Origin of the sequence: Collinsella sp. HCP3S3_E5 (assembly GCF_052067635.1) — a bacterium.
Taxonomy (GTDB): Bacteria; Actinomycetota; Coriobacteriia; order Coriobacteriales; family Coriobacteriaceae; genus Collinsella.
The window spans coordinates 59,038-72,407 of record NZ_JBQHQF010000012.1 but is presented as its reverse complement, the minus strand read 5'-3'; the positions used below and the strand labels follow the sequence as shown (position 1 = coordinate 72,407).

At 56.3% G+C, this 13,370-nt stretch carries 10 protein-coding genes; 6 read left to right on the top strand and 4 right to left on the bottom strand.

Going from position 1 to position 13,370, the window contains the following annotated elements:
• Window positions 1–77: 77 nt before the first annotated feature.
• Window positions 78–953, bottom strand: a complete 876-nt coding sequence (locus ACTM82_RS05315) for a tyrosine-type recombinase/integrase (protein ID WP_441054835.1) — start codon at window positions 951–953, stop codon at window positions 78–80.
• Between the two features lie 432 nt (window positions 954–1,385).
• Between ACTM82_RS05315 and ACTM82_RS05310 the strand changes: the two genes are divergently transcribed.
• The 3 genes from ACTM82_RS05310 to ACTM82_RS05300 all read left to right on the top strand — a co-directional run bounded on the left by ACTM82_RS05310 (window position 1,386) and on the right by ACTM82_RS05300 (window position 4,604).
• Entirely contained in the window at window positions 1,386–2,873 is a 1,488-nt protein-coding gene (locus ACTM82_RS05310; RefSeq protein WP_441048890.1) for an ATP-binding cassette domain-containing protein, read from the top strand.
• Window positions 2,874–3,320: 447 nt separating this feature from the next.
• Entirely contained in the window at window positions 3,321–3,659 is a 339-nt protein-coding gene (locus ACTM82_RS05305; protein WP_099432138.1) for a P-II family nitrogen regulator, read from the top strand.
• Window positions 3,660–3,746: 87 nt separating this feature from the next.
• Window positions 3,747–4,604 (top strand): HAD-IIB family hydrolase, encoded by an 858-nt coding sequence (locus ACTM82_RS05300; RefSeq protein WP_441054837.1) that lies wholly within the window; start codon window positions 3,747–3,749, stop codon window positions 4,602–4,604.
• A 24-nt stretch (window positions 4,605–4,628) separates the two neighbouring features.
• Here ACTM82_RS05300 and ACTM82_RS05295 read toward each other — a convergent pair whose 3' ends face one another.
• Entirely contained in the window at window positions 4,629–7,916 is a 3,288-nt protein-coding gene (locus tag ACTM82_RS05295; protein ID WP_441054839.1) for an ATP-dependent helicase, read from the bottom strand.
• A 7-nt stretch (window positions 7,917–7,923) separates the two neighbouring features.
• On the bottom strand, window positions 7,924–8,934 hold the full coding sequence (locus ACTM82_RS05290) for a helix-turn-helix transcriptional regulator (RefSeq protein WP_441054841.1): 1,011 nt from the start codon (window positions 8,932–8,934) through the stop codon (window positions 7,924–7,926).
• Window positions 8,935–9,156: 222 nt separating this feature from the next.
• Here ACTM82_RS05290 and ACTM82_RS05285 point away from each other — a divergent pair, with 222 nt between their 5' ends.
• From ACTM82_RS05285 to ACTM82_RS05275, 3 genes are all read left to right on the top strand, one after another.
• Complete coding sequence (locus tag ACTM82_RS05285) at window positions 9,157–10,254, top strand: RtcB family protein (protein ID WP_441049061.1); 1,098 nt, start codon at window positions 9,157–9,159, stop codon at window positions 10,252–10,254.
• Between the two features lie 10 nt (window positions 10,255–10,264).
• Entirely contained in the window at window positions 10,265–11,098 is an 834-nt protein-coding gene (locus tag ACTM82_RS05280; protein WP_441054843.1) for a hypothetical protein, read from the top strand.
• A 456-nt stretch (window positions 11,099–11,554) separates the two neighbouring features.
• A complete protein-coding gene (locus ACTM82_RS05275; RefSeq protein ID WP_441054845.1) occupies window positions 11,555–12,472 on the top strand; it encodes a DNA adenine methylase in 918 nt (305 codons plus the stop codon).
• Window positions 12,473–12,504: 32 nt separating this feature from the next.
• On the opposite strand, the gene ACTM82_RS05270 is transcribed toward ACTM82_RS05275, so the two are convergent.
• Window positions 12,505–13,275 (bottom strand): hypothetical protein, encoded by a 771-nt coding sequence (locus ACTM82_RS05270; protein ID WP_441054846.1) that lies wholly within the window; start codon window positions 13,273–13,275, stop codon window positions 12,505–12,507.
• Between the last annotated feature and the right edge of the window lie 95 nt (window positions 13,276–13,370).

Below are 13,370 nucleotides of genomic sequence, written 5' to 3'. Positions count from 1 at the left end.
GCGCGGCTGCGCCTATGGCACTTCAACATCATTGTCGCAGCCCCGACCCGCGGTCACGAGCGGGGGCTCCTATCTTTTTAGTGCCCTCGGATTGGGTCATAGTGTCTGTCGAGCCCCGCCGCGCGCAGGGCCTCCTTCGCAATCTGCCGTATGCTGCGCGTGGACAGCGGCTTCCCATATGTTTTGTTGGAGAGGCTGGCGAACAGCGGCGAGTCCTCCCCGACGACCTCGCGCCCCTCGCACCTGCGCGCTGCCAGGTAGTCGTAAATGGGTCCTAGAGTCGCATCGGTCAGCACCACGAGCGCGTCCTTCTCGACCCTGCCCTTGCCCTGGACGAGCAGAATCGTCTGATCGCCCCTGTTGCGCAAATCACCCAGACGGCCTCGCGTGACCTCCACCGAGCGTAAGCCGACTCTGATGAGCAGGTTCACCAGCGCGAAGTCGCGCTTGGCCTGCAGCGTGTCGCCCTTCAGCACCTGGAGCACGCGCTTGGCCTGCGCCGGCGTCAGCGCGTCCTTGCGGTGGATGTTGCCCACTAGCTTGACCGTCTTTATGTCCGCGGCCACGTTCGGGTAGGCTCTCACGGACTCGAGCCATTTGAACAGGCTCTTGACCGCGGTGAGGTAGGTGCTCGCCGTCGAGGGCCGCACCCGCGCCAGCATGTCCTGCTTGTAGGCGAGAATGTCTCCCCTGGCGAGGTCTGCGATCCCTCGCTCCTCCTTCCACGCGAAGAAGCCCCTCAGGGTCCTGCGGTAGGTCTCCTTCGTGGTCTCGGCCAGCTCGGCCTCGACTAAAAAGCGCTCGAGCAGCATCTCAACGTCTGCGCTCAGGGCCACGGGACTCGAGGGCTGCTGCGTCGCTGTTATGAGTTGGTTCTGTGTTTCGTTTCCTTTCCCGGGTATGTTCTGCACATCGTGCACCACCTTCTTAATTATCTTCAATAAAGATAACATGGGAGGAGGCTGCAGTGCCAACCGCCGCCTTCGGCCATGCTCTGGCGGGTTGCGGGAAGGGCGGGCGTTTCTGCGCGATGCTTTCCAGCATCAGGCGCCAGCTAGAGGGAGCAGTGCCACGCAGTCTCTCCGCTCTCAGCACCAATCAGCACTTGGGTGAAGCGACGAGCCAAGGGCGCGCCGGCGAGTTGCCACCTGATTACCATGCTATAATCCTAGATATCAATCATCCAGCGGGGCCTTTGGCAAGCGCCGCTTCGAGTTAGGTCAGGTTAGATGAAGAACTAGCAATGCCCGTTTCGGGTACCCCATACGACCATTCTGTACATCCGGTCGCGCTTCAGGGTGCCGCATCGCTTCAGTGCCTTCTCGTTCCAAATCCATACATCGCGTGCCTGACCCCTGCGCGACCTCCTCTCAAAGGAGCTCGCCATGCAACTGAATCTCACTCACATCAGCTATACCTACCCCGGTACGGCATCGCCAGCCATCGAAGACGTCAGCGCCACGTTCCCATCGGGATGGACGGGCATCATCGGCGACAACGGATGCGGGAAGAGCACGCTCGCCCGTATCGCCGCCCGCGTTATTACACCCGATTCCGGGACGGTGAGCCCGAATCTGTTCGCGTCGTATTGCGAGCAAGACTCGACCCAAGAGCCAGACAAGCTCTTTGATCTCGCATCGGATTGGGGCAAGGAGGCGCAACGGGCAAGGGCACTGCTCCGCATCGAAGACGACTGGTTCTGGCGCTACGACACGCTCTCGGGCGGTCAGCAGAAGCGGTTCCAGATCGCGTGCGCCCTCTATGCACAACCAGATGTCCTCATCATGGATGAGCCGACCAACGACCTCGATGCCGCCACGCGCGACATCGTGAAGGAGGCGCTGGCCTCCTTCAGCGGCATCGGCATCCTCATCTCGCACGATAGAGACCTGCTCGATGGCCTTGTGGGCCAGAGCCTCATGTGCGAGGGCGCACGTTGGACCATGCGCCCCGGCGGGTACTCAAAGGCAAGCGACCAGGCGGCGAGCGAACGCGCCTCTGCGATGAGGGATCGCGAGCAAGCCTCTCGTGAAGCTAAGCGCCTGAAGGCAGAAGCCCAGCGCAGGAGCGAAGAGGCGGCGCGTCAGAAGGGCAAGCGAAGCAAGCGCGGCTTGAGCAAAAAAGACAGCGACGCTCGGGAGAAGATCGGACGCGCCATAGTATCTGGAAAGGACGGCGTAGCGGGAAAGCTCTCGTCCAAAATGAGCGGGCGGCTCGCAAAGGCCGAGGCAGAGCTTTCTGAGAAAACCGTCTCGAAAAGATACGACCATCGCATCGGCGAGTTCGGCGTCGCTGCGCGCTCAAGCTGCGTGGCGCACTTGGAGGCGTCGCGACTGTCTGCTGGCGAGTTCTCGATAGACGTGCCGGAGCTCTGGATCTCGCCAACGGATCACGTGGTGTTGACCGGTGCGAACGGAACGGGAAAGAGCCTGGTGGTGCGAAGCGTCATCGAATCTGTTCCTGATAATGTCAAAGTTGCGTACGTTCCCCAGGACGTCGGGCCAGAGGAACGCGAGCGAGCACTGAGGCATCTCCGAGACCAGGACCAGGAGACGAAAGGTCGCATCCTCTCCATCGTGGCGCGGTTGAACTCCGACCCTGACAAACTGCTCGATGGCGACGATTTGAGTCCTGGCGAACTCCGCAAACTCATGCTTGCTGAACAGCTTGTTACGAATCCCAACCTCCTCGTACTCGACGAGCCGACGAATCATCTTGATGTGGGTTCTATTGAGGCGCTGCAGGAGATGCTGAGCGGTTTCTCTGGCGCGTTACTGTTGGTTACGCATGATAGACAGCTGTCGGAGGCAGTCACGCAGATTGGCTGGGAAACTATTCAAGGTGAGAGCCTGATGAGATTGCTGGTCGTCTAAACAATGGGTTTTATAAAAGAGCCTTGTCGGGTGGATTTGCAGCTTCAGTTTGCAATTATTGTTTAACTCCGCGTGGGTAGTCGCAAGCGGCTTGCTCGTGACGACAGCGACTATTGCCAAAGGGTGGACGCAAGCGGTTTGCTCGTGATGACAGCGACTATTGTTATCCTGTGGTTGCAAGTGGCTTAAAGGTGATGACAGAGTCGTGGAGTTCGACACCAAGATGAAAGTCCCATCAAAGTCACCGTCAAATATCTAGCACGGACAAACAAATAAGGACTCATAGAAACCCTTGGTCGGTGTGCTAACATGATTACAGTGAGTAAGTAAGTCTTCAATAACACTAAGCCATTACATAATAAAATTGATTTCTGAGGTTGGTTTGCGGCACCTGGGAAACCCGCGTCTCATGCAAAGGGATACGTTGATTATTGAGAGGAATTCACTATGAAGAAGATTACGGCTATCGTGCGCCAGGAAAAGCTCGAGGTTCTTAAAGATGCGCTGTTTGCTGCCGATGTTCGTGGCATGACTATTAACCAGGTGCAGGGCTGCGGCGCGCAGCATGGCTGGAAGGAATACGTGCGCGGCAACGAGTTGCTTGTCAACACGATCCCTAAGGTACAGTTCACCCTTATCTGCGCCGATGAGCATGTCGACGGAATTGTCGACATCATCTGCAACGCCGCCCGCACCGGCGCCGTTGGAGACGGCAAGATTTGGGTCGAGCCGGTCGAGGAAGTTATCCGCATCCGCACCGGCGAACACGGCCCCGCCGCGGTGTAGGACAATCTTTCGCCTGACGGGCGTGCCTCTCTTGGGGCGCGCCCGTTCTCGTCTACAATATCGTGCAGACGAAGGAGAGGCATGCCCATGATCAAGATGTTTGCGAGCGACTTAGACGGAACGCTGCTGAACGCCCTGCACGAGGCAGACGGGACCATCCGCCGTGCCATTCGCGAGCTGACCGAAACTGGCCTGCATGTGGTTCCCGCGACCGGGCGCTCGACGCTGCCGATCGGCGAGCATGGCTTTACGGGCCTGGCGCTTGACGCCTGCTGCTCCAATGGGTCCATCGTACGCAACAGCCATGGCGAGGTGCTCAAGACCTGGACCATCGACCCGCAGGTTACCGAGGAGCTGCTCAAGGCGTTCCCGGACATTTGCTTCGACTGCTCCACGCCCGATGGCATGTTCTCGAGCGGATCGTTCGAGATGCACCAGGCGGGCTTTAAAAAGGACAGTCCTATCAAGCGCATCGTGATGCGCGGCATGCGTGCACGTGGGGGGTATCACGAGGAGCAATATTTCGACCAGTCGATCGGTGACATCCTGCGCCATGACGTATGCAAGATCAATTGTCGCGTGACCTCGCCCGAGCTGGAGCGCGACCTTAAGGCGTATTTGGCCGAGCGCTCGGACCGCGTGGTCAACGCGCCGTTCGATCCGGTGATGTTCGAGATCACGGACGTGGCGTGTAACAAGGGCGAGAGTGTGGCCTGGCTGGCGGGCTACTACGGCATTGCCGAGGACGAGGTCGCGGTTTACGGCGACGGCGGCAACGACATCGCCATGCTCAAGCGTTTCCGCCACAGCTACGCGACCAAAAACGGCAGTGACGCGGCCAAGGCCGCCGCGAGCGCGACTATCGGCAGCTGCATGGTCCACGCCGTCCCCAAACACATGCTCGCCACCATGCATAAGCAAAACTCCCGCACCGTCATCGAATAATGTGGCAAAGGGACCGCCACTTTGTCACATTCCGGGGTTCTCGACTAGCCAGTGCTCGTAGGCGCGCTGCATGACCTCGGTTTTATCGGCTTTTTTGCGGCAGCCCTTCTGCTCCTCGATGGCAAGCTCATGGGCATCGCTCTGCTCAAAAGCGCTGGTATCCCAAGCGCCGTGTTCAATGCGCGACCATACGGCATCGATGAGTTGTTCGAGCTCGGCAATGTCGTCGGCGTTGGCGGTTGTCGCGAACGGCGGGCGGAGCTCGCCCGTTGTCTTGTCGGGTTCTACATAGTAGTCGCCCATGGAAGTGACGGTGTAGCCATAAAACTCGGGTGACGCTTCGACCAGCAGTTTGTAAAACTTGAGCTGACGATGGTAGCCTGCAGGGACTTCTTTGCCAAAGCCAGTCTTGTAGTCAACGATCTTTACCGTTTTAGCTGCATCGTCAACGAGGAGCAGGTCGAGAAAACCAAAGAGCGGAGTTCCTTCGGTGGTCAGGCACTGCATATTCGCCTCCGTGACGCAGCGATAGCCATGCACGTGCTCGACAAGCCAGGGGACGAATGCACGACAAATGCGTTCGAAGCGCTCCGAATAGCGATGGACGTCCTCGGGGGCATAATCGAGCCACGAAATCTGCTGACGATACTCGGCCTCAATTGTCTCAATCGCCGCCTCGCCATCGGCTGCCATTCTATTAACGATCTCCTCGAACATCGCGTGAACGATGGTGCCGAATTCGGTTTGGATCGTGGGCGCCGTGGGCAGGCGCACAATCTGCTTCTCAGGGAAGTGCAGACTATTTGCGCATCCAGGCTCGTACGTCACAAAGTTGTTGAGCGCTGTGGCAGAAAGAAACTTCACGTCGGTATGAGGTTCCAGAAGCGCGCGGAGCTCGGGCGTATCGAGCACGTAGTTGTCGCGCCACTCGGTTTCGATTGCAACGCTGAGCTGGTCTGTCTCAGCAGAAACTTCGCAAGAGTCGATAAGCCCCGTGAGCTCCTGCAGCGCCGATCCGCCGGCGCGGCACAGCTCGAGGTGTCGTTTAGCGCGCGTGATGGCGACAAACAACAGGCGGCGCGCGTCGTCATCATCCTTTTCATCGCGAATAAGCAGGTTGGACGGGTACAAGCTCATTCCGCCGGCGCCTTTGTGCCAAGTGGAGTCGTCGGCATCGAGAAGGTAGACGCAGTCGAATTCCAGGCCCTTAGAGCTATGGGCGCTGGTGAGGCGAACAGCTCCCGGCGTGCCGAGGTCGATCGATGCGTCGATACTCACGCCAAACTGTTGAGCGGCATCGAGCTTGTCGACAATATCGGGCAGGCGAAGCGCGCGTCCCATGCGGCGCGCGTCGCCCATTTCACCCTCGGCAAAGGCGAGTAGGGCGCGGATGCCGGCATTGAATTCGGCGGCACCCAGCGGATCCTGTTTTTTATGATCCTGATAATAGCCAAGGCTGCGTTTGACAATCTTAAAGAGCAACGCTCTGACCGGGGAGGCGCCGGCCTCGGCCGCCCACTGCATAAGGTCGTCGTGCAGCTCTTTGACGCGGGCGATATTGCTCTCGCGCATGGCGGCCATCCAGTCGCCATGCTGGTCTCGCTTGGCGCTGAGCGCAAACGCCACGGATGACGGATGATCTCCGCCCAGCTCGGTGGCGCAAATGATCTGGGGGAGATAGCTGCTTGCCAGCCCTTTTTGCCCGCGAGCAAGCGCGGTAACGCAACGCAACAGTGCCAAAGTCGTCTGCATACGCTCGGAGGCAAAGAGATTCTGCCGCTCGCGATACGAAAACGGCACGTTCTCCTTAACGAGGAAGGGAATCAGCGAGCGCAATGCGGCGTGTTTGGCGGAGATGACTGCAATTCCTTCGCTGGGATCTTCGCAGTCATCGAGGTAGCCAGCATCAATCCTCTGCCTAATGCTCGCGGCAACGGCGGCGTATTCCTCGGCTTTGCCGGTGTAGACGTTCTCGCTAAAGCTGACCTGATCGCCTTGAGGCTTAAAGGCTTCGATTGACTTATTCGAGCTGGCGTTGAGGCGATATTCAATTTGCCGTGCGATAGCTTGACCAAGCTCAACGATGGCGGGCGTGGAGCGGTAGTTGGTCTTGAGCACGATGCTCCGGGGCGAGAACTCGGCCGCAAACTGGTTGGCGCATTCGATCGTGGCGCCCTGAAAACGCATGATGGCTTGATCGTCATCGCCGACGGCCATGATATTGGGCGCATCAACGCCGTCGCAGAGCAGCTCGATGATGCGCATCTGGGCACCATTGGTGTCCTGGAACTCGTCAACTTGGATATAGGTATAGGTGTCCTGGAGCACTTGGCGCAACGCGTCGTTGTGCTCGACGGCGTTAACGAAGTCGCCGATCATGTCGTCGTAATCGTAGAGATGGTGTTGGTCGAGCTCGCTCTGGTAGCGACGCGCGACGTCGCAAGCGGTCTTGAGTCGCTCGCTCTGCTCCACAATCTTAAACGTGCGCCCCTGAGAGTTGCTGCCTCCAAAGAAGGCATCGCGCACCTTGGTGTATCCCGAGGATTTGCCCTTCTCATCGATGAGCTCGGTGCGGCGAACGGTGTCGCGCAACTCAAGAATGTACGGCACGTACGTGCCGGCGGGACAGTCAATCGGGCGGGTGAGCGATGTGGGTGCCATGGCGCAGACACGCTCGACCTCTTCCTCAAAGCGTTCGGCCAACACGGCGCTTGCCCTTTCGCAGGCGAGCGAAAGCAGCTCGGAATGTTCGGTGAGCCAGGTAGCGGCGTCGATATTCTGCTGCGCGATGGCGCTCAGCGTGTCGTAGTCCAGGCCACTGCGTTTGATTTTGGAGACAAAGCCGATCATCTTACCGATGTTTTGTGCAGGCATATCGGGTGACCCTCCGCCTAGCGGAGAACCAAAGGGCAGCGATTTGAGCAGCCGATCAAAAACTTCTTGCTGGTGCAGGCTGGTAACAAGCGTGTCGGTCGAAGGGCGCATGAAGTACTCGGGATAGCGCGACCTGATGCTGCTTGCAAATCCGTGGAACGTACTGACTTCGATGCCGTAGGCGTCGCGGCCGATGAGCTCAATCAGGCGCTTGCGCATGGCCTCCGCGCCCGCCTCGGTATAGGTGAGGCAGAGGATGTTGCTAGGGGCGGCGTCGCGTTTGGCCAAGATGTTCGCCGCGCGCAGGCTCAGCAGCTGCGTCTTGCCGGTGCCGGGGCCGGCAATGACGAGCAACGGACCATCTAGGCATTCGACGGCCTCGCGCTGTTCGGGATTCAGGCGCTCGAACGATACGTTAAAGTTGGGGGTCATGTTCATGGCAGTATTACCTGTCTTTCTGGTAGAGCGCACGCGTGCTATCGAGATAGTCAAGATACGTATCGATGGCACTTTGAGGTTGAACGATCTTAATGAACGTGCTGAGTTGCAGCAGCCAGCCAAAGAACTGCGGAGACAGCGGGGCTTTGACGGTCGCCAGCAAGCGCCCATCCTGGTTCTCAAACACAACGGCGTCGAGCCCGAACTTGTCGATGAGCGGGTTCATTGCGCGGTCATCGAGTTCCAGCACGACGGTGGTCTTGTCGGCCGCGTAAACGCCAAACGACGGCGAAACGTGATCTTCGAGCACATAGCCCGCGATACGCGGATCCTTGGTCGCGGGCTCCTCGGACACCGCAACATCGAGCATGCGGTCGACGCGGTAGGGCGTGAACGGCTGATGACCCGAGCCGGCATTAGCCCATTTATCTCGAAACCCGATCATGTAATAGAGTTCGTCGGAGTAGATAAGGCGTACAGGCGTGAGCTCGTAGGTCTTTCCGTCATGATTAAGGGCCTTTTGCTTGGCGGCGTCGTAGTGGAAGTAATGGAAGCGGATCTTGCGTTTTTCGCGCATAGCCTGCTGAATCAAGTCGATGTTGAGCAGGGCATCAGAGTTTTGCATCTTCACGCGCGAAGGCACGTCGACGCGCTTGTGCATCAACTCGCGTTCGCCCAGGCTGGCGAGGCTCTGCAGCTTGCCGATGAGGTGGTCAGTCAACTCATCGGTCAAAAACGGCGAACTCTGCACGGCGTCAACAAGCATGATGAGCTCTTGCAGGTCGAGCGGGCGTGAGACCAGGGCCCATTCCCTGCCACCGCGCTGGTTGATGTTGAGCCCAAAGTCGCGAAGCGTTTGCAGATCACGATAGATGGCCTTTCGCTCTGCCTCAAGGTCGTGATAGGCGAGCTCCTCGATAATCTGCTGCGTTGTGAGCCCGTGCGTGCTGTCGGTCTTTTCCATCAAGGTTTTAAGCAGGAACAGAAGCCTGAGCTTTTGATTTGGTCTGTTCGCCACGTTGTCTCCTTTCGCCGGCAGGGTACCAACCGGAGATACAAAACAAGACCCGTTATTGGGACTCATTGTAGTCCGCGCGACCGTAGTATTCGCAGCAATAAGAGCTCGAATAGGGCGAAAGGTGGTTAAACGGAAATCGGCGGTTTGGCTGGCAGGTGTGACATGCGCTCTATTGGCTTGGGGCCGATTCCGGTTTACAAGGATCAGAACAGGAGAAATGCGATGGCAGACATCAAAGTCTTTGCCGAGAATCTTGAGGATTCAACCAAGGAGCAGATCGAGGAGATTTCCAGCTGCCCGGCGTTTGAAGGCGCCAAGATCCGCATCATGCCCGATGCCCATAAGGGCAAGGGCTGCGTGATTGGCTTTACGGCAAACTTGGGCGACAAGGTGATTCCCAACCTGGTTGGGGTCGACATCGGATGCGGGATGTACTGCGTGCCGCTTGCGGAAACCATCGCGCGCGACGACCTCATTCAGTTCAATCGCGATGTGAAGCGCGCGGTGCCCACGGGCTTTAGCCTTCATCGCGATCCTGCCTGCGTACTCGCGGACTTTGACATGGAGTCGCGCGATTGGCTTCAGGACAAGCGCAAGGTTGAGCGCTCCATGGGCACGCTGGGCGGCGGCAATCACTTCATTGAACTCGACGAGGACGAGGATGGGTGCCAATATCTGGTCGTGCACACCGGCTCGCGCAACATGGGCAAGCAGACGGCGGAGCATCATCAGGCGCTGGCGCAGAAGACGTGCACGGCAGATATCCCCGACGAGCTTAAGTATCTCGTGGGAGATCTTTCTGCCGAGTATCTCGTCGATATGCATAACTGCCAACGCTTCTCGAATCAGAACCGCAAGGCGATTGTCGCACAGATTATTGAGCGTACGGGAATTCGGCTCGACGGAGACGGCTTTACCACCATGCACAACTACATCTCGGAAGGCGGCATGATTCGCAAGGGCGCTATTAGCGCTCATGCGGGCGAGATGGTGCTGATTCCGTTCAACATGCGCGACGGTGCCGTTATTGCACGCGGCAAGGGAAACGAGGACTGGAACTGTTCGGCGCCGCACGGGACGGGTCGCGCGATGAGCCGCGCCAAAGCGTTCCAAACGCTCGACACCAGGTCGTTCGTTAACGAGATGCGCGATGCCGGCATCTACTGTCCGAGTGCATGCGAGACGACGCTCGATGAGTCGCCCGAAGCGTATAAGCCTGCGGATGATGTACTGAGACTCATGGACCCGACGGTTGATGTTATTCACCGACTCAAGCCGATTTGGAATTTTAAGGCTACTGGCAAGCGTGGTAGGCGTTAGGAGGGTTGCGATGACGCTAAAGATGGACTCCAGGGACGACCGAATTGGCCGTTCTGTGAGTTTGGGCGAGATGCTGGGCCCATCAGGCGTGATGCCGCCGACGCCCGCGAATCAGCGTAGTGGGAATCGCAAAGAGCGTGATGACGAGGTTTTTGACCTCAGCGGGTTTCGCAATCGACTGGTTTCTGGGCTCGATCGCCGTATGGAGACGTCGCTTTTTGAAACTCCTTGTGTGTTGAAAAGCGGTATGTCGGTCGATGACGCCCTAGGTGGCGGCGTTGGGTTGGGCAAGCTCAGCGTGATTGGCGGCGCGCATGAAGATGTCTCGAACGTGCTGGCACACGCGGTGCTACGACTGAGTGAGCGGTGCGCCGTGCTCTACATGCCGATTTGGGAGCGTGAAGAGGACGCGATCGCCCGGCTTATTCGCGCCGAGATGGATGACAAGGTGTCAGAGGATCCTGAGGAACGACAGGTCGAGGCGATTCGCGCAACGATGCGCCTCAAGCAGCGCAACCTGGGCATCTTTGCCGAAGACAACATGACCATGGACCTTTTAACGAGCTGGTTGCTCGGCGACCAAACGTGGAACAGGGCAGTACTAAAGGACGTCGTAGTCGTAATCGACGGACTCGAAATGCTCGACGACAACCGCCCGGTAAATGCAATCCTGCGCGACTTACGCAACATGCTCAGCCCAACATCCGCCATCCTGGCAGGTTGCTTTGCGGCAGAGGGCCGAGAGGACGACGCAACATTCGCGGAGGCCCACTGCAATGCAGATGTCCTGGTCCGCATAAGTACCGATGGCATGGAGCCGTCCTACACGCGAGCTTTCGGCTGAAGCAATAGTCAATAACGAAAGCCTGGTCTGTGGTACGTCTGCGCCACGGGTAGGGATTTACTAAGGGTTTGATATGTACATTAAAATTGTACTGCTGGGTCGCTTCGGCCAGGCGAGAGAAGGCTGGGGATAATTAGGGTACTCTTGCGAAGTGCGTGAATGATAAAGAGTGTCGCCGTATTGTGGCCAGCACTATCGTTGCTCAATGGATGTCTAAGAAGCAGGGCACGGAAACGTCTCAATTTGGTCGGCCTACACGGCCTTTGCAATAGACTTATCAACGGATGGGGACCTATTGACGGCAGATGGGTCTGCTATTCCGAGGTCTGAGTCGCCGGTTTGTAACGGTGTTTCGCCTATATGTGAAATGAGTGCGGCTGGATTGGTGGCTGTTGTGACAAGCATCCTCTTCAAACTCATGTCCTTATTACGTGTTAGCCTTATCGATAAGATAGGATGAAGCACGTCGAGCCAATAGCGAGACAAGAAAACAAATGGGGAGGCACCGAGTTGATTAAACTCGCACCACAGCTTGTTCAGTACCAAGGCTCAAAACGGAAACTTGCGCCTCAAATAATTCCCTATATGCCCGAAAATATCGATAGGCTTGTTGAGCCATTTTCAGGCATGGCAGCTATTACTGTTGCAGTTGCCACGAAAGGCATGGCGAAGCGCTATTGGATAAACGATGTAAATGAACCCTTGGTTCAGCTATTAAAAACAGCTGTTGAGAAGCCGGATTATTTGTATGAATGCTACAAAGCGGTCTGGGATGCCCAATTTGTTTATCCAGGGGGTCATATTGAGCATTATTATTACATTCGCGAGTTGTTTAATACGGGCGAGAAAACCCCGGCAAACACGCTTTATCTCTTAGCACGTTGCGTAAAAGGTGCGGTTCGATACTCGTCTGAAGGCAATTTCAATCAGTCGCCAGATAAACGTCGGCATGGAACGCGACCAGAGCGGGTCAAAGGCAATGCAATGACGCTGCATGAACTGTTGTGCGGGAAAACGTTATTTACGAGCCTCGATTTCCGAGAGCTAATAGGCGAGCTATCTGCGAGCGATTTCATTTATATGGACCCACCCTATCAGGGCGTGAGCAAAACGCGCGATCATCGTTATTACTCCGGTGTTGCGAAGAGCGAATTGATTGATTATCTGGAGAAATTGAATGATCTGGGATGTGATTACATTCTAAGCTATGACGGCAAGCTGGGGGTAAAGGCCTACGGGGACGAGCTGCCTTCAAAACTCGGTTGCAAAAAAATAATGCTGGACGCTGGCATATCAGCGCAGTCGACGTTGCTGGGAAAAAAGGAGACAACAATAGAAGCGTTGTATTTAAGCAGGGGCCTATTTTGCGACTAAGACGCTCAAAGCCCCCGCTTATATAAATGAAGCTATTCGGACGAGTCGAACTCAAGAATGTAGTCTTGAATTTGAGAAGAGACAAGATCGAGGATTGCCTCGCGTCCTTTTAATTTGACAAGCCGATCGTAGATTTTAATTGCATCTGGGTTAACTAGTGAAACGCCGATTTCTCGAGAAGGCTTGCAGGCGGTATGAGTGAACGATTCCGGGAAGGCCCAGAAGCAATTCCTGCATGTGTCAATTTCTTTTTCTGTCCAATTAGGACAATGCTCACAAGTCCAACTTTTTCGTCGATTTGCTGCCGGGGAGAGAAGCATGAAGTTCTCAATGCAGGTTTCGTCCTGCTCCCCTGCTATTTCATAAGGAATTCTATGGTCAATCTGAAGTTGACCTTCGGGAACTTCTTCAAGAAAAATGAAACAACGTGAGCCGTACTTCTTTAACAATTTGTCTTTTAACTCATTTCCGAGAACTGATCGTCCTCCAGCCTTTGACGGTAGTGCCTGGAGCTCGAAATTACCGAAAATATAGGCTCCGAGCGGTCGCCCGCTTTCATCTCTATAGCGTACGGTCTTTAAGGTTATTCCGAGTTCCTTAACGTCGCGGGCAGCGCGAGGTGGATGATTATAGCCTGCATTTTCGAGCATTTTCGTGGTGCAGTATCCGTTTTGCAGTATTTTGTCAATTACAAAACGCGCACGCTTCGATGCTTTGACTGTTTGAACTTTATCCAGAAAATCCTGAGGGGCCGTTTTGATTCTTTGCAACTCGGATTTGCTGAGCTCAGTCAATTCAACCATAGGACAATCCTTCTAATAGATTGCGTGTTACTCGCATTTTAATAACTTCACGGTGTCAACTCAAAGTGAATGGGGTGAATGGACGGTATACGGCG